This is a genomic window from Sphingobacterium sp. Lzh-3 (assembly GCF_046764375.1).
GTDB lineage: Bacteria > Bacteroidota > Bacteroidia > Sphingobacteriales > Sphingobacteriaceae > Sphingobacterium.
Genome location: NZ_CP177226.1, coordinates 3,520,239 through 3,538,316, shown reverse-complemented (window position 1 = coordinate 3,538,316; position 18,078 = coordinate 3,520,239). Strand labels below are relative to the sequence as shown.

The following is an 18,078-nucleotide window of genomic DNA, read 5'->3' as shown; positions in this document are numbered from 1 at the left end:
TCAAAATATGAATTAATGGATTTCAAAGGTTTCCAAGCTAAATACAAACCCAGTGACATCTCTTCGAAAGATAGGTTATGGTACGATAGAGAGGCTAAGTTTTCAAAGCAAGTTAAACTATATAATTCCTATATCCCAATCAAAGAAATTACAGTTCCCAAGTATTATGTGATCCCACAATCCGAATGGAGAATTATTGATCTGTTAAAACTCAATCAAATTAAGATGATCCCTTTAAAGGAGGACTCGGTCATTATGGTGGAGCAATATCGAATTAATGACTTCAAGACAACTTCAAGTCCCTATGAAGGACATTATTTGCATTTTGATACCGATCTTATTCGGGAAACTAGTAAAGTAAAGTTTAATGTAGGAGATCTTTTGGTACCAATGAATCAAGACGGAGTGAAATTTCTATTGGAAACCTTGGAACCCGAAGCAATCGACTCTTATTTCAATTGGAATTTCTTTGATGCAATTTTAGGACAGAAAGAATATTATTCAGCTTATGTTTTTGAGGATACGGCAGCTAAGCTTCTAGAAGAGGATAGAGAATTAAGAACTGCATTTGAAAGGGAAAAGACGAGCAATCCTAAGTTCGCCGAGAATGGCAGAGCACAATTGGACTGGATTTATAAACACTCACCTTATTATGAAAGATCTCACCTTCTTTATCCTATTTTTCGAATCAATTGATATTTTCGTTATTTTTAAAAGGGTAGGCGTATTTAAAAGACAATTATTTTAAGCATAAATCAATGGTAAAACCGATCGTCATTATTACAATAAAATACGTTATAAATCCTAGTGTGTAGGACGAAAATGCTTTGAAGTAATTGATTTTTATATTCTTGTCAAAAAATTGGCCCATGCCCCAAGTTCAATATAAAAAATTTAATGCAGTTGCATACATGAGTAAATTTGTATGAGTCATACCCTCAATTATTGCAAAAAATCCATACATTAACATACTCATTCCCATGATGAAACACAATAAAATGAGAATTTCGAAGAAATTGTAATTGTATTTTCTGAAAAATAGTTTAGCCCAAAAAGCGATAAATAATCCCATGATAATATTGGCATAACCATAATGATTTTGCAACCACTGGAAAATTTTGGATGTTATAACGAATTGATTTTCGATTGTACGTGCGTCGACGGACTTGATATATTTCTCTTCTGTATGGAAAAAATGAGCGACCAATGAGTACAACAATGAGGTCACGATGATAAAAATGATCGGTTTCACCAGACGACTTCGATTATCAGAAATGTAGTTTTTTACATTTTGTCCCGGGGCTGTGATTAATTCTTTAATTGTATAAAAGATACCTCTTTCAAAGTGGAGAACGTGCTCTATTTCGTGTGTTATGTAGTGTGCATCTATTCTTTTAAGAGCTGCTGGCTGGCCACAGTCAGGACAAAATTTTGAAGTAATGTTTGTCCCGCAGTTTTTACAGTTTACCATGTTAAATGTTTATTGAGATAATAAGGGATAAATTCAATATTTTTAAAGGATAGGAGGAATAGTAAGAGCTTTACTATGAATGATTTCTATTTAAGGTAATTATCAATGTTGATAAGTTTATATTTGGGACTTCTTTCCAAAAACTCTCCTAGAAAGGCAGCATGTGTAGCTCCAGAAATGATGAGGATTCGATCATCCTTTGTGACCGGGATTTGATTTATGTTAGAAAACATCCGTAAGTTTCTCCTATAGAATTTACTCGCTTCATCGGCCCCTTCAAAATGACCTTTGGTACTACTATAGGTTAATATATCAGCGTTTATATTGATGAACTTCTGTAAGGTCTCTCGGTCATTAAATATCTTTAGTTTATCTAACACCGATAGTTTATCAATATTAGCAAACTCTGCAATGACTCTTTTCATATAGTTTTTAGCTGTAGTACTGTCTATAGGATTGTCTAATTCGCTGCTAATGTTGTAATTATAGGCAGCTGTTTGCTGTTCGTCAATACCGTAAATCTTTTTTACTCCTGACAATTTACCTACTTCATATGCAATTAAAGCGATTTCGCCACCAAATTTGGCTTTATATTCTTTATCCTCAACAAAAGCGTGATAGTCGGTGTTTAATTCTTCATTTTTTGCAGGAATTATTTCGACACAAATGATTGTAGGTTTAAACGCTGCCAATAGTTTTGCTATTTGATAGGCATCATTTTTATTCTTATTATCATTTTCATCAAACTTCACTTTATGAGCATCTGGTGTATAAGTCATATGGAATGTCGCGAAGTTTAAAACGTCTATCTTTTCCTGTGCATAGCAATTTCCGTAGAATAAAATTCCAAGTATGATCCCGAAATTTCTAAAATAAGCGGTGTTTATAAGCATTGTATAATAAAAAGTTTTTGTTTTTCCGGCTTTATTTCGTCAGCTATTTTTGCCGCGATTTTTTTCAAAAATATTACTGTTTGTTTTAAAAAAAGCTACACTTGAGTGTAGTTTTATTTAACTTCGAATTTTAGAACTTCTTTATGGATTTTAACGCACTATTTTCACAAAAAAATACGGTTGATCGTCTTTCGGAAAAGGATCTCTTGCAAACATACGGCTATCTCGAGTTTGTAAAAGCTTTTTCACGGATTACTTATCAAAGTATTTACTTGATAGATTATCAGCGTAAAAGTTTTGAATATGTGTCTGATAATCCTCTTTTTTTAGCTGGTTTAACGGCTGCCGAAGTGATGGAAATGGGGTATACTTTTTATGAGAAATATGTTCCTCCTGATGATTTTAAGATGCTGATCAATATTAACGAAGCGGGATTTAGTTTTTATGAAAAAATACCAATTGAAGAAAGAAAACTATACGTTATATCTTACGATTTTCAAATACAGAATGCATCAAATAAAGCTATTTTGATTAATCACAAATTGACGCCTGTCTTTTTAACCGAAGAAGGGAAAATATGGAAAGCCATTTGTATTGTATCATTATCGACCAATGTGTCTTCGGGAAATGTGACGATCGAAAAACTTAACGCTGATTTATTATGGGAGCTCGATCTCTTAACGGGAAAATGGATTTCTCGAAGTAAGGTAAATCTTACGGAACGTGAAATAGAAATATTGCGTTTCTATCATCGCGGACTTACCATTCATGAAACATCTGAGCGAATTTTCGTTTCCATAGATACGGTGAAATTCCACCGACGAAAATTATTTGAAAAGTTAGGTGTAAGTAATATGAATGAAGCATTAGTCATCGCGCTGAACAACAGGTTATTGTAATGATAAATGAAGTTGTAATCCAGAGTTTTTAGTATAAGCGCCTCTTTACGAGGCGCTATTTCGTTACTTTTTTACCAACAATAGTAGATATTTCTCATAGCCCTGTGCTTTCATTTTATCCTTTGGAATAAAGCGGAGTGAAGCACTGTTTATACAATATCTTAATCCCCCTTTATCGGCTGGACCATCATTGAAAACGTGGCCAAGATGTGCATCGCCTGTTCTGCTACGTACTTCAGTTCTTCGCATTCCATAAGAATTGTCGGATAATTCTTGAACCAGACTATCGCTGATTGGCTTAGAAAAACTGGGCCAGCCACATCCAGATTCAAATTTATCAGTAGAAACAAATAAAGGTTCTCCGGTGGTGATATCTACATAGATACCCTCTCTGAACTCATCGTTATATTCATTGTCAAATGCGCGCTCAGTAGCGGCATTTTGTGTAACATTATATTGCAGTGGTGTAAGCTCTTTCTTCAGCGTCTCTTTGTCCGCTTTTTTGTAGGTCTTCTCTTGCCCTTGAATCACTTTTTCTGGATTTGCTTTTCGGGCCAGCTCAAATAAATCGGGGCTTATGTGGCAGTAGCCACCTGGATTTTTGTCTAAATATTTTTGATGATAAGCTTCTGCATCGTAATAGTTCTGTAAAGGCTCTATTTCTACGACTATTTTGCTGTTATATTGACTTGCTAGCGCAGCGATTCTTTCTTTAATAATAGCAACATCATCCGTATTGGTAAAATAAATCCCCGTGCGGTATTGTGTACCGATGTCATTACCCTGCTTGTTCAGTGAAGTCGGATCAATTGTCTTAAAGAAAAGATCAATTAGCAGTTTGAGATCCACAATTTGAGGATCATAGCTAACTTTTACCGTTTCAGCAAACCCCGTTTTTCCAGTGGAAACTTGTGTATATGAAGGGTTCTGAAGGTTTCCATTGGCATAACCAACCTCAGTTGCTGTGACCCCACGTACTTGTTTGAAAAAATGTTCGGTTCCCCAAAAGCAACCTCCGGCAAAATAAATAACGTGATCTTGTTGATTTATAGTATTCATAGTTCCTTGTTTTGACGATTTTAAATCTTTTCCTTTTTGCGAAAAACACACCTTACTGATTAGAAATAGTCCAGTAGCTAAAGCAAGGAGAATTATTAAGTGTTTCATGATATGTACCGCTAATCTGATAAAACAAAATTGTTTCTATCATTTGGGCAACAAACACCGTACCTTTCAAAATTGTTTTGTTGCTAGATACACAAATACTCAGTGTTTACTTATTCTTTTTACAATTACAAGACCAAGTAGCTGGATCAATTTAAAATCCTGACAAAATGATACTAACCAAGTCAATCGGCTGCGGAATTTTTGGCAGGCTATTTCTTTCAATCCAACTAATTATCCATACACATTAACCTCATGAAAGCTTATTCGTGCGATTAGCTCTCATAGGATCTTACATGGATATTTGACGGGTGAATAGTAGCATATAACTCCTTAATCGTGTTAATGATCGCGTCCTTATCATAATTGTAGAGCCTGTGAAGTTCTTCCTGGCTACCCTGAATCGCAAAAGAATCAGGTAGACCAAGTCTTTTCACGCTAGCTTTATAACCATGGTCGGCCATAAATTCCATAACAGCGGTTCCAGCTCCCCCTGTAATACATCCGTCTTCGAGAGTAATAACATGAGGATATGTTTGGAATATTTCGTGTAATAGTTCTTCATCGAGGGGTTTAAAGAACCGTAGGTCGTAATGGGCGATATGTATTCCCATATCGAATAGCTCGCAACATGCCTTCTGCGCATATAGGCCGACCGGGCCGAGGGAAAGTATCGCAATTTCCTCACCTGAACGGAGTTTTCTGCCTTTTCCGATTTGAAGCTTGGTAAATTTGTCGGAATGTTGATCCTTTGTACCCGAACCCTTTGGGTAACGGATTGCAAATGGTCCTTCAGTAGTGTCGTGCTGAGCGGTAAATAGTAAATTTTTAAAATCTTTTAAATCCATTGGAGATGCTCCAATGATATTCGGAATGCAGCGGAGAAAAGCAACGTCAAATGCACCTTGATGGGTCGGACCATCTGGGCCGACAACACCGGATCGGTCAATGCAAAAAACTACTTTTAATTTCTGTAAAGCAACATCGTGAATGAGTTGGTCATAAGCGCGCTGAAGAAATGTCGAATAGATCACACAAAATGGAAGGAGTCCGTCAGCCGCAAGTCCAGCCGAAAATGTGACTGCATGCTGTTCGCAAATACCAACGTCGAAAACGCGATTAGGCATTTCCCGTTTCATAGCGGTCAGTTTGCTACCTGAAAGCATTGCTGGGCTAATCGCCATAATGCGACTATTGCTTCGCGCCAGCTGTATCAAAGTCTTGCCGAGCACCTCCTGGTAACTTTCATTTTGTGCTGGAGTTACATTGTTTTCTAAACCTGCACCAGTCTCCTTGTCGAATTTTCCCGTGGCATGCCATTGTGACTTATTTAGCATGGCAGGTGCAAAACCTTTTCCTTTCTCTGTTATACAATGTAATATTTTAGGACCAGGAATATGTTTGAGCTTTTCAAATACCTTGATAAGCTTGTGCAGGTTGTGACCGTCTACTGGACCAAAGTACCGAATATTTAAGGCTTCGAAAAAATTACTTGAAGTGATTAGTCCCGATTTTATCAATTTTTCGACTTTCCGCATAGCAGCAATTGACCAGCCGACTCTGCGTCTATTGGTAGATAAAATCTTTTTAACAACAGACCTTAGCCTATTATATGATTGCCCTGACGTCAGATCGGTAAGATAATTTTGTAAAGCTCCTGTATTGGCATCGATAGACATATTGTTGTCATTTAATATAATGAGTACGTTTGCCTGTTCGAAACCAATGTTATTTAGCGCTTCAAATGCTAAACCGGCTGTAATAGCACCATCGCCAATCACAGCAATATGCTGACGAACGTGATCACCCTTATATTTGGCAGCGGTTGCCATACCGAGAATTGCGGATAACGAGGTTGAGGAATGACCGGTACCAAAGGCATCAAATTCATTTTCTTCCATGGAAGGAAATCCACTTATACCTCCTAAACGTCGGTTTGAATGAAAGAGGTGAGCTCTTCCAGTGAGTAACTTATGCACATAAGCCTGATGCCCAACATCCCAAATGAGTTTGTCTATAGGAGTGTTAAATACGTAATGCAGTGCTATGGTAAGTTCTACGACACCAAGGCTTGAACTAAAATGGCCACCATTATTAGCGATATGGTCAATTAAGAAAGTTCTTAGTTCATGAGTCAATTCGGGTAAAACATCTTGCGGAAGATCTCGCAAGTATGTTGGGGTGTTGATTTGGTAATTGCCTGTCATTTCTTTTTTACACAAATTTAGATTGATTAGATTTGTAGTACAGGTACAGTATATGTAAAAATGATCAATACAGATGAAGAGTTACAAGTTTGAAATCTTTACACAAATTATAGAGAAGAATATAAAATCAGGAATCTATAAGCCAGGTCAAAAACTTCCTTCGGTACGTGAGTTGAAGGATTATTATGGATTCAGCATGACTACAATACAGGCAGGATATGATTATCTCATGATTAAGGGGGTAGTAGAAAGTGTTCCAAAATCGGGTTATTATGTTGGCGTGAAAAATGAAAAAGTAATAGAGTCCAATCAGGTCATACGTCCGCCGGTCGTGCGGGATGCGGTCTTTGAGCAGGGCATTGGGTTAACAACCTCCTCACGATTAAATCGACATTTTTCGGAATTTAATGTTGCAGCTCCCGGCGATCTTTTTGTTCCTCAAAAGCTTTTGCTTAGAACGATGCAACAAGTTATTCGGGAAAAGGGAGCTGGATTATTACGGTATTATCCAACAAATGGCTCAATACTGCTGAGAGACAATATTGTTAGCCGAGCGGCGTCGCAGCGGACGCTGTTAAACACCGAAGAATTATTGATAACAGATGGTGCTTTACAGGCATTGTATATTGCCTTAACAGCTGTATGTAAATGCGGGGATGTGATTGCGGTAGAAAGCCCATGTGTATTTTCTGTATTGGAAGTCATTAGGGTGTTAAAATTGCGTGTTATCGAGATTCCAGTTGGTAAGAATGAGGGATTTGATATAGATATTTTTAGACAGGCATGTAAAGGAAATGCAGTAAAAGCAGTGGTTCTTACGCCCAACTTTCATAACCCAACAGGCATTTTACTTTCAAACGAACAGAAAATTACTTTATTGGCAATTGCTTATCAATATAATATAGCTGTTATTGAGAATGATGTCTATGGCGACCTGAACTTTCAGGGAAGTAGACCTTCGACAATAAAAGAATATGATAAAAGTGGCTTAGTGATGACATTTTCATCCTATTCAAAAACACTTGCACCTGGTATTCGGCTGGGATGGCTAAGTACAGGAAAATTTCTAAAAGATGCTGAACGGATTAAGTTTGCATTAGGGAGCACAGTTTCACCATTAAATCAAGAAACTGTGAACCGTTTGATTGGCAGTAGTAGTTACGATCGGCATATTCGCTCCTTGAAGATGCAATTGGCAAAAAATGCGTATATGGCAATCAATCTTATTGCTTCCAGTTTCCCTGAAAAAACTGAAGTTGTTACACCTCAAGGGGGATATAATCTCTGGGTGAAAATACCTGAAGGAATCAATATGCATGATTTCTACATACAGTGTGAAAGAATAGGAGCAAGGTTTACTCCCGGATATACCTTTTCTTTTTCAAATAACTTTGGGCGTTATTTTAGATTGGTAATTGCCGATAAATTTACTGAAAAACGGATTGAGGCAATTCAGCAGGTAGGTCGATATGTATGTGAGGCCCCGTAACATCTGTATCGGTTGTAATTATGCGATGTGTATCGAAAATCCCAATTTATAGCATTTACATTTGTGTATTTAAATGTAGATGCAAATAATGAATATAATCACAAAATTTACAGTTGCTACAGAACAAGGCATTGAAGTGCTATCCATGCTTACCAAAGCATTGGCTGTAGAAAAATTCGCTCAGTTATTGAAACCGGCTGAATTAGATCGTTATATTGTTGAAAATTTTAACATCAATACCCTTGTGAACGAAATAAACAGTATGTCAAATCAATGGTTGGTGACCTATGTTGACGATCAACCGATGGGGTATGCGAGAATAACGTCAAAAGGACAAAAGCCAGCAAATCTAGGGGGTAAACGTGCCATACGAATTGCGGATTTTGGTGTTTGCCCACATGAAGTTCAACCACAAATAGAGGCATCATTAATGGATAAATGTCTTGCGGTGTGTAGTTCTTATGAAATCATTTGGATCAATGAACCTATAGGGAGTTCCTTTATTGAAATTTTTGAACAAAAAGGGTTCATAAAACAACAGGAGATTAGCCAATTTGACGGAGTACCATTAGAATCAGCATATTATCTTAAGGTCAACTAGAGGTGGTGTGGAAACTCAGATGTAATAAAAAAGCACACTGATTCCGGTCTTTTTTGTTTAAATAGGACTCTTACTATTGAAGGTTGTAATTTGAGTGATTGAGAAGAAGATCCTTATATAATTTTTAAAAGTGTATAATAATGAGAAAATCAATAGTTTTCCAGTGTTTAGATTGGGGACTGCCTATTCGATTATTAGGGACACCGATAATTGAAGAATTCTGGAAGTCAAATGTGGAGCACTCATGAGTCCCAATTGGGATAAGATAACAGTTCGTATGCCCACAAAAGTTGAGTGAGTAAGAATAGAAGGAGCGGGGTGGGTATTGGAAACTCAAAGATCAATACACCGTACAAAAAGATGAATTGTTGAATAATTATAAATTAATTAAAAAATAGTATAGCTTAATCTAAACTGTTATGAACAGTTTAGATTAAATATAATCTAGCGAGTTTAATGCCCTAAATCTGCGCGGACTTAATCCGGTATGTTTTTTTATAAATCTTGTTAAGGAAGCTGATGAACTGAAACCATACCGAGAGGTTAATTCCTTAATCGGAATTTCGGTAGAAGCTAGCTTTTTTGCAATTTCACTTGCTACAATTTCTTTGACGATCATGGTAGGGGAAGCTTCGTTGCAGGTAACCGTCAATCGATGCAAGGCTATTCTGGATACGTTTAACTTTTTCAGGTAGAATTGAAGATTCCAATGATTCTGAGGATATTGGTGGATGAGGTTTTTAAATTCCACTAGAATTGGGTGCTCAGCTAGCAAAGTTGGATTTTGATCCAATTGATTCAACGTTTCTTTTTGTTCTTCTATGTTGTTTTTCATGTTTTAATGTAGTCGCTTTCAATTGCTGTCCTATCCGGTATCATAGTTTGGTTAGGTGTTTAGTCAATCATATTGAATATAATCAAAGTTAGCGCTTTGATTTCGTAATGTAGTTTTCGAAATTAATGATTCGCTTTTTAAAATTATAATTTTTTGTGATGGATAGAAGTAAAACTGACGCTCAACCGACTCATGTTGGGAAAACCTGAGAACGAATAATAGATAGAAAATAGCCTGCTCAAAATCTAGATTTACACTAAAATTCTGCGCGTTATTTTCTTTTGTTTTTTCGACTATTGTTCTTTGTTATATAGTGTCTTATAAATGTTATTTATATTAAATATTTAATTTGTAAAAGGGGTTGTTATAACCTTAGGTTATAGTTGACTTCAGTTCAGTTTTGGTGCTCAAAGAAAGTATAATCAGTTGCCAAGCAAAATAGATACAAGTTGATTTTAAAGAAGGAGGGAACTTAATAATTTCTGCATCGTCACATGCATTCCACAAAAAAGAGCAATTGTCTTGTTTTCGATAAGAAATACAATTTGATTAAATCAGGATGAATCTGTATACTTAGTTCGAATGACATCTAGCACCTATACGTGAGGATAAATAAAGCGCTTATTTGTTTTTTAAACTCACTTTCTTATAAGTAGGACATAGTTTAACTGGAAATAGCAAAAATAGGATATAAAACTACTGTAAGCTCTATTTTTGTTGCTAAAAAAAATTAATCGTTGTTTTACAATAAAAACATTGGAAATTATTATCTTTAGTATGGAAGTTAATTCCAATAACCACGTATTTATTTAATTAATTGAGAAAATGGGTAAATTTGAAGTAAAAACAACAAAAAATGGAGAATTCCAGTTCAATTTAAAAGCTGGAAACGGACAGGTAATTTTGAGCAGTGAAGGTTATACAACTAAAGCTAACTGTTTGAATGGCGTTGAATCTGTGAAAAAGAATGCTCAGGATGATAATAAATTTGACCGTAAAACGTCAACGAATGGTAAGCACTACTTCAATCTCAAGGCTACCAACGGCCAAATTATTGGAACTAGCGAGATGTATGAAAGTGCAAGTGGGATGGAGAATGGTATTGAGTCCGTTAAAAAGAACGCACCCGATGCTCCAGTTGAGGAAATTGCTTAACCTTACTCTGAAATTACAGATTGCTAAATATGAGTAATCTGCTGAAGTGTAGGATAGGATTTGATAGTAAAAGAGCCGCGTTTTTATTCGGCTCTTTTCGAACTATTGTTTTACTGTTGGAACCGGAATAGAAAACCAAAAACTGCTTCCCTGACCTAAAGTACTATCAACTCCAATTTGACCGTTGTGTTTTTTTATGATTTCAGAAGAGATATAGAGACCTAGTCCAAGACCTGAATAAGATTTGCCTTCATGATTGGCCCTATAATATCTATCGAAAATAAAAGGTTGTACTTCTGGATTTATACCTTCGCCTTTATCTGTGACAGTTATTTTTACATGATCCTGCTGTTGTTCAACAACAATATTGATTTCTTTCGATTCCGGAGCATACTTAACGGCATTATTCACAAAATTGACAAGAACTTGTTCTAACCGTTGTTCGTCGGCAAAGAGATCGGCATCAAGATCACCAGTCATGTTAACCTGATGGTTACCCTGCGATATAATGTTGTGACAGCTGGACGTAAGTATCTTTGATGCTTTGAAGCTTGTCTTTTCTAAATGTAGCTGGCCTTCACTGATTCGATGCATGTTAAGCAGATCATCAACAAGTGTAACAATTTTTTTGATATTGACCGCGGACTGATCAATAAGTCTCGAAATGATGTCGCTTCCTGTTTTGTCTTTGAATCGCTCCAGCAATTGAATGGTACCTTTTAGACCGGTAACCGGTGTTTTTAGTTCATGACTGGCAATACCCAAGAAGTCATCTTTTTGAGATTCGTAGTTCTTTCGTTTTGTAATATCTACTACCACGCCGATGAGGTGGGTGGCATTACCTTCCGCGTCGTATTTCGGCAGACCCGAGGCATTGATCCAATGTAATGATCCATCTGGCCAACAGATAAGATATTCAGCATGATAAGTAGTCTTGTTTTGAATTGCCTCCTGAACTTTTCTGTAGACCATTTCGCGATGTTCAGGGACGATGCTTTGCATAAGGTCTTCGTAGTCAAATCGGTCTTTTTTACTGAGTCCGAAATTTAGTTTACAAGTTTCAGAACAGTCCATTTTCCCGGTTCTGATATCGCGATTGTAAGAACCCAGTTCACCAGCCTTTAATGCGATTTCCAACTGGTTATTGAGCGCTTCGAGATGCTCGTTTCTTTTGATACGCTCGGTAACTTCGTTGGCAATGACAATAATAGACTCTACTTCACCTTCATCATTTCTCAAAGGTTCATAGGTAAAATCGAAATAATGATCGCCTAAAATACCTTTGGATTCAAGCCTAGCGTGCACGGTGTCTCCAATATAGTTTTCGCCTGTTGTAAAGACATTATCCAATATCCCGAGATAGGGCTGCCCTTGGAGTTCGGGGAGTGCTTGCGCAAGCGGCTTGCCGATGATAGTTTCGGTCTTTCGCCAAAGCTTGAGCATCATATCGTTTGCTACTTCTATGAATAAATTACGGCCAGTTAAAATCGCAAACGCTATTGGAGCCTTATCGATAAAAGACCTAAACCGACGTTCGCTCTTTTTTAGATTTTTATTTAGTAAGACTGTCAAATCATATGATTTGTTTAATTGGCTATTGGTACGATAAAGTTCGTCATTGGCAAGTTCCATCTCGTCATTAAGTTCGAGTAGGCGTTGTTGCATCGTTGCCATTGTAATATTCAGCCCTTCAAGCTCATCAATTTTATCTATTGAGGAACTCCGAAGTTCAATTTGATCCATAGCCGTTTGTGCGAGCCCTTCCAGTATCTTCCGGTCAATGTTGGTGAAAGTGCGCGGATGCTTATCGATAATACATAGCGATCCGATCATGAAGCCGTCGTGCGTAGTAAGGGGCGCGCCTGCGTAAAATTGTAAGCCGAAATCACCGATAACATTTGGGTTGGCGAGTAATATCTCTTCCCGAAGTGCATCTTCAAACACAGTTACTTTCTCGTCTAAAATAGCAAGGCTACATAGGCTTTTGCCTCGATTCATTTCTTTTGTGGCACCCATACCAATATTTGCCTTGAAATAAACAGATTCAGCATCAACTAACGATAGTAACGCAATAGGAGCATTGAATATTTGCGTGGCTAATTTAGCTATCCCATCGAAGCTTGCTTCTGAAGGGGTACCAGTAATTTTATAGCGTCTGAGCGCATTTAGTCGGTCATGTTCATTTTCAGGTAAAATATCGATTCCAAACGTATTCTCAATCATATCTGGACAGTATAAATTCTTTTTATAAAGATAAAGTATTAATTACAAAAGCGGCGACGCAAAATTTTTTCTATTTTACGCTTCAAATTATATCGACGTTCATTTTTACCGTTCAAGCTCAACTGAGATAGATTTTTTACTATTTTTATACCGGATCTATATTATTGAATATGAAAAAACTTTTTATCCTGCTACTGATGACTATTTTTTGCGAAAGCTTGTTTGCTAAACGGACAAATGAACTTAAAATCTTACAGATCAATATCTGGCAGGAAGGTACAGTAGTTCCTAAAGGTTTTACAGCTATTGCTGAAGAGATTATCGCAAAACAGGCCGATGTGGTCTTATTTAGTGAAGTTCGAAATTATAAGAATACAGATTTTATACAGCGTATATTGGTCGAACTACGTAGGAAAGGAGCAAAGTTTTTTGGAGAGTCAAATGATGAGAAGTTGGATGTAGGCTTTATTTCGAAATATCCTATAAAAGAGCAACACGCACTCTACGAAAGAAACAGTGATATGGGAGGTGTACTTAAGAGTAAGATAGAAGTCGGAAAGCGCCATTTTGTATTTTACGCTTTGCATCTCGATTATACGAATTATGCTTGCTATCTGCCGCGGGGCTATGATGGCGTAACCTGGGAGAAATTGGAGAGTCCGATTACAGATGTATTAGCGATAACTACTGCAAATCGGAAAAGCAAACGCGACGAAGCGATTCGCGATGTTATCAAAGATGTAGAAAAGGAAGACCAATTACAATCTTTCGTTATCGCTGGAGATTTCAATGAACCTTCGCATCTGGATTGGACTGATGAAACAAAAGATCTTTTTGATCATAGGGGCGCCGTGGTCCCTTGGGATTGTTCAGTGCTTCTACAGCGAGCCGGATTCATGGACAGTTTTCGTCAAAAGTATCCAAATCCGGTCAGTCATCCAGGTTTTACGTATCCTACATACAACAAAGATGTGCCTCTTAGTAAATTAGCGTGGGCACCAACTGCCGATGATCGGGATCGGATAGACTACATATATTTTCGCAGTAAATTACCTTTGGTAGTTTCTGAAATACAGATTGTGGGACCGGTGGAAACTATAAAATATGGACAAAAAGAAGAAAGAGATAGCGAGGATCATTTTTTGCTGCCCAAAGGTATTTGGCCGACAGATCATAAGGCTTTGCTTCTTTCCTTTAAATTCTGACCCCATGTTTTGTCCTAACAGCAAGAGGGAACTTTTTCCTTGTGTTGGGAGAGTTGGTCAGCACAGGAAGGTAGCCCCACAGTAAAAATTGATCCTTTATTGGGCGTGCTTTGGATGTTTACAATGCCTTTGTTTCGTTCAATGAGATCTTTACATAGAACTAAGCCTACACCCGATCCTGGCTCTTCTTCTGTACCAAATGACTTTTGTTGAATTTCATTGAATAGAGCGGCAGACTTCGAAGGGTTAATACCAATTCCTTCATCTTGAATATGAATATGCGTATATAGCTCATCCATACTTGAATAGATATTGATATTTCCATTAACATAACTGAATTTGATCGCATTGCTGATCAAGTTGCGTAAAATGATTATGGTATGGTCTCTATTGGCAATTAATTGAGTGTTATCAGGTATATCTATATTGATTTTTAGCTGTTTAGATAGCGTGTTGTCTTTAAAGCCTTTAATTATTTGTTGAATCATGGGTTTGATCAATAAAGTTGAGGCATTTGTATCCATTCCCTGCATATTGCTGCTACCCCATTGCAAAAGGTCATCCAATGCCTGATTCTGCTGAGTAATCTGTTGATAGATTTGTTGAATGTATTCCTGTGAAGTAGTATTATTGAGCATTTGGTTACGAAACATAAATACCAAAGCCTCCAGGTTGGCAAATGGGCTTTTGATGTCGTGAGCTATAATTGAGAATATTTTTTCTTTGTCGCGATTCATGGATTCCAAGTTATGGCGCTGATGCTCGATCTTCTTCATATTCTTGTAGATGATGTCCAAGAAAAAATTTACAGCAACAACCATAAAAATAAGTGCATTGATAATGTTGAAAACAGATCGAGATCGCGGGACCTGTTGGCTCTGAGGAAGTATATCTGGAAGTAAATATAGTAGTGAAATTAGGAAAGCCACTATAATACAAAGTATAATATGGACCCGTCGGTTGTCATACATCAACATCGAAACGATAAGTGTACATAATAAAAAGTATTCACCACCATTTTTATAGAGTAAAGCTCCGGCGAAGAAAAATACAGAATTGCTTGTCAATAATGTTGCCTTTGCACTGTTATACTTTCCATTATATTGAAGAAAAAGTACGGTAATCGCACATATTGAATTGGAGAAATTAATCGCTGATAAAATATAACGGTGGTCAATAAGATTGAGAATTGAAAAGAAAATTGTGGGAAACAAACATAATAATGCAATCAGGTTTATCATATACACGCGCTTGAAATCGATGTACGACATGTCGGTATGCGCACCAATATGGGAAAAATAAATCCAATATTTACGGAATTGATTCATAACGACAGATCTGATTTGCTAATAGTGTCTGAATATTCAAAATTAGCCATAAATCGGGAGTCCAACAATCATTTTTCAAGAATTGAATATCTTGTGAAAACGAGGAAATGGAAAGAATAACAATTGCGTTAGGGCAGCTGTATTAATTGGGGAAAAATAAGCGCACCTCGGTCCCTTGGTTTTCGCGGCTAAAGATGGCCATCTGTGCTTTGAGTCTTTCAAGGAGTTCCTGGACAATAAATAATCCTATGCCTTTACCATTGTAGTCCGTCGAGTTGGATCCGCGTTGTCTTTCCATGCGGATATTTTCGAGTTCATGCTGTGGAATGCCAATACCGTTATCTTTGATAAAATACAATACGCCATTTGTTACTTTTTCACTATAAATATATACTTGTGCCTTTTTATTGGCTGATGAGTATTTAATGGCATTGTTGATCAGGTTGGTGAAGACTTGGTATATTCCATTTTGATCACTATTTAATGGGAAAAGATCACCAAAGATAAGCTCTGTATGATGACTGCGATATAATAGTTTAGCTTCTCGGCACCAATTTGGAAGGGTAAGATCCAAGCGAATGTACTGCTTCCTTAGGCTATTAATTGGAGCAAGACTCAGCTCTACTGTTTTGTCAATAATATCTGCGATGTTCTCAAGAGATTGATCAATCACATCATAGAGTTCTACCCGGCGGCTCGATTGCATATCTAAATGTTCTTTCAGTACACCTATTCCTAATTTAGCAAGCGCTAAAGGATTCTTGGCGTCATGAGAAAGAGTGTACGATATCATTCGAAGGTTCGTTGCCGGATTGATTGTTATATTTTCTTGATCTGTGGGTTTATCTTTATGTATTTTATGGGTAACATCTGTGGCTGTATGTAGGATAGAATAAGTTCGACCCCGCTTATCAAACAAAGGCTTATATTCAAAATCAAAATAGCGCTTCATTTTGAAATCACGGTCTATGATGGTTGCTGGTGTATCAAAGGCCCTATAGGTGACACCGCTATCCCAAACATTACGGAGTATATCTGTAAATCCTTCCTCAGTAAATACAGGAAAAACCTCTGCAAAGGAATGTCCAAAGATTTCATTCTCACTACGCCATATGTTTAGCATACGCGAATTAGCAAATGCGATATTGAGGTTTGAGTTATCATAAATGGCAGTTGCAATAGGCATCTGACTTAGTGCTTCAAAGAAAATCGGAACATTCTTTTGAGGTTTTTGCATATTGGAGCGAATGAGTGTTTATTACCACAGTAATAAGGTAAAAATACGCAAAGATCAAGCCAATATTTAGCTTTTTTGCATTTCTTGTTGTTATTTGAAGTTACGTTTTGGTTGTAGACAATAGCTATAAATGGTACAGATGAGTTAAGGACTAATGGTCGATTCAAGGTGCCAATTTTTTTCGCATTATTTAAACTCAATAAAAAACAAAATATGATTATATTTAATAAACTTCACGGGAGATTGTAAGTTAAGGAATAACTAGGAATTTGTAATCGTACCAACTATGGACAAGTATTTGGAAATTAGAGAATATGATGCTCGGGACAGAAATAAACTGATTGATATTCTTTATATGAATATACCGAAGTACTTTGCGGAGAGTGAGGTCGCCGACTTCGAAGAATATCTTGACAAGGAGGTGGAAGCCTATTTTGTCGCACTGGTTAATGGGCAAATTGTTGGTGGTGGTGGGGTCGGATTTTCGGATGATGAGCAAACAGGATTTTTAAGTTGGAGTTTTTTAAATCCAAAATATCATGGATTTGGTTTTGGTAAAGCCTTATTGAATTATCGCATTGGCTTTCTATACAGCCATCATCAGGTTGAAAAAATAGAAGTTGGAACCTCCCAATTTACATTCGGATTCTATAAAAAAAATGGGTTTATACTAAGAGAAATCCATAAAGACTATTGGGCTGAAGGTTTTGATTTATATGATATGGTCCATACAAGGGAATAGATAGCAGCATTAATTCGGGTGACAAGCTGGCGAATAATATGTAGTTCATTGATTGAATACGATCAAGTTTTCCTTGATTTGATTCAGGTGATGTAGGGGATGATAGCTCATCAGATAAAACATTTCGCGAATACTGAGTTTTCCGAGCAGAGGATGCGGCAAAACCAGGCTATCTAGCTCCTCTTCATTGTACTGTGCAAATAGTTGATTGATTGTTGCTAATACTTCTTCCAGCTGCGCTATCAGATCCTCTTTCTGTGCGGGTAGGATTTCTTCAGGCAAAAATTGACTTGGGGCCTGTCGGCTTGTTTTGAGATAATTGTTACGCACTGTATCGTAATCCCAGGTTGTACGTTGTAGAGACCCGAATTTTTGGGCTATGAAATCTTTTGATTGAAGTACCTTTGGAAAGGGTAGAAGTGTTAAGAGAATATGTTTTAGCTGCTGACCAGCCGTCCATTTTTCATGATTACGATATGAAAAGTGGGGATCAGGTAATACCTCGATATAGGCAATAACGGTATGGTGGTTGTCAGAAAAGGTTTTGATCAATTCTTGTCTATTCATCTTATTTTTAGTATTAATGGATTATTTCGATCGTTTTTTTTAGCTTATTGATAAGTTAATAT

General features: G+C 37.0%; 16 protein-coding genes and 1 pseudogene. 7 read left to right on the top strand and 10 right to left on the bottom strand.

Features of this window, described 5'->3' with window-relative positions; all coding sequences use genetic code 11:
* Positions 1–15 precede the first annotated feature (15 nt).
* Complete coding sequence (locus ACLCDV_RS14920; RefSeq protein WP_411971521.1) at positions 16–696, top strand: hypothetical protein; 681 nt, start codon at positions 16–18, stop codon at positions 694–696.
* 184 nt (positions 697–880) lie between these two features.
* Here ACLCDV_RS14920 and ACLCDV_RS14915 read toward each other — a convergent pair whose 3' ends face one another.
* A complete protein-coding gene (locus tag ACLCDV_RS14915) occupies positions 881–1,471 on the bottom strand; it encodes a DUF3667 domain-containing protein (RefSeq protein ID WP_411971520.1) in 591 nt (196 codons plus the stop codon).
* 86 nt (positions 1,472–1,557) lie between these two features.
* Positions 1,558–2,250, bottom strand: coding sequence for a DUF5694 domain-containing protein (locus tag ACLCDV_RS14910; protein ID WP_411971519.1), 693 nt, complete (start codon positions 2,248–2,250; stop codon positions 1,558–1,560).
* 257 nt (positions 2,251–2,507) lie between these two features.
* Between ACLCDV_RS14910 and ACLCDV_RS14905 the strand changes: the two genes are divergently transcribed.
* Positions 2,508–3,263, top strand: coding sequence for a helix-turn-helix transcriptional regulator (locus ACLCDV_RS14905; RefSeq protein WP_317666188.1), 756 nt, complete (start codon positions 2,508–2,510; stop codon positions 3,261–3,263).
* A 63-nt stretch (positions 3,264–3,326) separates the two neighbouring features.
* Here the strand turns inward: ACLCDV_RS14905 and msrB are convergent, their stop codons facing one another.
* The 3 genes and pseudogenes from msrB to dxs form a co-directional block, all read right to left on the bottom strand.
* On the bottom strand, positions 3,327–3,746 hold the full coding sequence (msrB, locus tag ACLCDV_RS14900; RefSeq protein WP_411973947.1) for a peptide-methionine (R)-S-oxide reductase MsrB: 420 nt from the start codon (positions 3,744–3,746) through the stop codon (positions 3,327–3,329).
* A gap of 108 nt (positions 3,747–3,854) precedes the next feature.
* Positions 3,855–4,322: pseudogene (msrA, locus tag ACLCDV_RS14895) on the bottom strand (peptide-methionine (S)-S-oxide reductase MsrA); the annotation flags it as partial.
* 380 nt (positions 4,323–4,702) lie between these two features.
* Positions 4,703–6,634, bottom strand: coding sequence for a 1-deoxy-D-xylulose-5-phosphate synthase (gene dxs / locus ACLCDV_RS14890; protein ID WP_411971518.1), 1,932 nt, complete (start codon positions 6,632–6,634; stop codon positions 4,703–4,705).
* A gap of 73 nt (positions 6,635–6,707) precedes the next feature.
* Between dxs and ACLCDV_RS14885 the strand changes: the two genes are divergently transcribed.
* Positions 6,708–8,123 carry a PLP-dependent aminotransferase family protein gene (locus tag ACLCDV_RS14885; RefSeq protein WP_411971517.1) on the top strand — a complete coding sequence of 472 codons (1,416 nt, stop codon included), beginning with the start codon at positions 6,708–6,710 and terminating at the stop codon, positions 8,121–8,123.
* Positions 8,124–8,211: 88 nt separating this feature from the next.
* Positions 8,212–8,724 carry an N-acetyltransferase gene (locus ACLCDV_RS14880; RefSeq protein ID WP_411971516.1) on the top strand — a complete coding sequence of 171 codons (513 nt, stop codon included), beginning with the start codon at positions 8,212–8,214 and terminating at the stop codon, positions 8,722–8,724.
* Between the two features lie 433 nt (positions 8,725–9,157).
* On the opposite strand, the gene ACLCDV_RS14875 is transcribed toward ACLCDV_RS14880, so the two are convergent.
* Positions 9,158–9,559 (bottom strand): helix-turn-helix domain-containing protein, encoded by a 402-nt coding sequence (locus ACLCDV_RS14875; RefSeq protein WP_317666199.1) that lies wholly within the window; start codon positions 9,557–9,559, stop codon positions 9,158–9,160.
* Between the two features lie 825 nt (positions 9,560–10,384).
* On the opposite strand from ACLCDV_RS14875, the gene ACLCDV_RS14870 reads away from it, so the two are divergent.
* Positions 10,385–10,714 carry a YegP family protein gene (locus tag ACLCDV_RS14870; protein ID WP_317666200.1) on the top strand — a complete coding sequence of 110 codons (330 nt, stop codon included), beginning with the start codon at positions 10,385–10,387 and terminating at the stop codon, positions 10,712–10,714.
* 102 nt (positions 10,715–10,816) lie between these two features.
* On the opposite strand, the gene ACLCDV_RS14865 is transcribed toward ACLCDV_RS14870, so the two are convergent.
* Positions 10,817–12,937, bottom strand: coding sequence for an ATP-binding protein (locus ACLCDV_RS14865; RefSeq protein ID WP_411971515.1), 2,121 nt, complete (start codon positions 12,935–12,937; stop codon positions 10,817–10,819).
* A gap of 170 nt (positions 12,938–13,107) precedes the next feature.
* On the opposite strand from ACLCDV_RS14865, the gene ACLCDV_RS14860 reads away from it, so the two are divergent.
* A complete protein-coding gene (locus ACLCDV_RS14860; protein ID WP_317666204.1) occupies positions 13,108–14,142 on the top strand; it encodes an endonuclease/exonuclease/phosphatase family protein in 1,035 nt (344 codons plus the stop codon).
* Positions 14,143–14,156: 14 nt separating this feature from the next.
* Here the strand turns inward: ACLCDV_RS14860 and ACLCDV_RS14855 are convergent, their stop codons facing one another.
* Both ACLCDV_RS14855 and ACLCDV_RS14850 read right to left on the bottom strand, forming a co-directional pair.
* Complete coding sequence (locus tag ACLCDV_RS14855) at positions 14,157–15,470, bottom strand: HAMP domain-containing sensor histidine kinase (RefSeq protein WP_317666205.1); 1,314 nt, start codon at positions 15,468–15,470, stop codon at positions 14,157–14,159.
* Positions 15,471–15,612: 142 nt separating this feature from the next.
* Positions 15,613–16,707, bottom strand: a complete 1,095-nt coding sequence (locus tag ACLCDV_RS14850; protein ID WP_317666206.1) for an ATP-binding protein — start codon at positions 16,705–16,707, stop codon at positions 15,613–15,615.
* A gap of 286 nt (positions 16,708–16,993) precedes the next feature.
* Here ACLCDV_RS14850 and ACLCDV_RS14845 point away from each other — a divergent pair, with 286 nt between their 5' ends.
* Positions 16,994–17,449 carry a GNAT family N-acetyltransferase gene (locus ACLCDV_RS14845; protein WP_317666207.1) on the top strand — a complete coding sequence of 152 codons (456 nt, stop codon included), beginning with the start codon at positions 16,994–16,996 and terminating at the stop codon, positions 17,447–17,449.
* A 45-nt stretch (positions 17,450–17,494) separates the two neighbouring features.
* On the opposite strand, the gene ACLCDV_RS14840 is transcribed toward ACLCDV_RS14845, so the two are convergent.
* Positions 17,495–18,016 carry a DinB family protein gene (locus ACLCDV_RS14840; RefSeq protein ID WP_317666209.1) on the bottom strand — a complete coding sequence of 174 codons (522 nt, stop codon included), beginning with the start codon at positions 18,014–18,016 and terminating at the stop codon, positions 17,495–17,497.
* Positions 18,017–18,078: the final 62 nt, after the last annotated feature.

Coding starts and splice junctions, on each gene's coding strand:
- ACLCDV_RS14920 (WP_411971521.1), top strand. CDS start 16: ATGGATTTCAAAGGTTTCCAAGCTAAATACAAACCCAGTGACATCTCT.
- ACLCDV_RS14915 (WP_411971520.1), bottom strand. CDS start 1,471: ATGGTAAACTGTAAAAACTGCGGGACAAACATTACTTCAAAATTTTGT.
- ACLCDV_RS14910 (WP_411971519.1), bottom strand. CDS start 2,250: ATGACTTATACACCAGATGCTCATAAAGTGAAGTTTGATGAAAATGAT.
- ACLCDV_RS14905 (WP_317666188.1), top strand. CDS start 2,508: ATGGATTTTAACGCACTATTTTCACAAAAAAATACGGTTGATCGTCTT.
- dxs (WP_411971518.1), bottom strand. CDS start 6,634: ATGACAGGCAATTACCAAATCAACACCCCAACATACTTGCGAGATCTT.
- ACLCDV_RS14885 (WP_411971517.1), top strand. CDS start 6,708: ATGAAGAGTTACAAGTTTGAAATCTTTACACAAATTATAGAGAAGAAT.
- ACLCDV_RS14880 (WP_411971516.1), top strand. CDS start 8,212: ATGAATATAATCACAAAATTTACAGTTGCTACAGAACAAGGCATTGAA.
- ACLCDV_RS14875 (WP_317666199.1), bottom strand. CDS start 9,559: ATGAAAAACAACATAGAAGAACAAAAAGAAACGTTGAATCAATTGGAT.
- ACLCDV_RS14870 (WP_317666200.1), top strand. CDS start 10,385: ATGGGTAAATTTGAAGTAAAAACAACAAAAAATGGAGAATTCCAGTTC.
- ACLCDV_RS14865 (WP_411971515.1), bottom strand. CDS start 12,937: ATGATTGAGAATACGTTTGGAATCGATATTTTACCTGAAAATGAACAT.
- ACLCDV_RS14860 (WP_317666204.1), top strand. CDS start 13,108: ATGAAAAAACTTTTTATCCTGCTACTGATGACTATTTTTTGCGAAAGC.
- ACLCDV_RS14855 (WP_317666205.1), bottom strand. CDS start 15,470: ATGAATCAATTCCGTAAATATTGGATTTATTTTTCCCATATTGGTGCG.
- ACLCDV_RS14850 (WP_317666206.1), bottom strand. CDS start 16,707: ATGCAAAAACCTCAAAAGAATGTTCCGATTTTCTTTGAAGCACTAAGT.
- ACLCDV_RS14845 (WP_317666207.1), top strand. CDS start 16,994: ATGGACAAGTATTTGGAAATTAGAGAATATGATGCTCGGGACAGAAAT.
- ACLCDV_RS14840 (WP_317666209.1), bottom strand. CDS start 18,016: ATGAATAGACAAGAATTGATCAAAACCTTTTCTGACAACCACCATACC.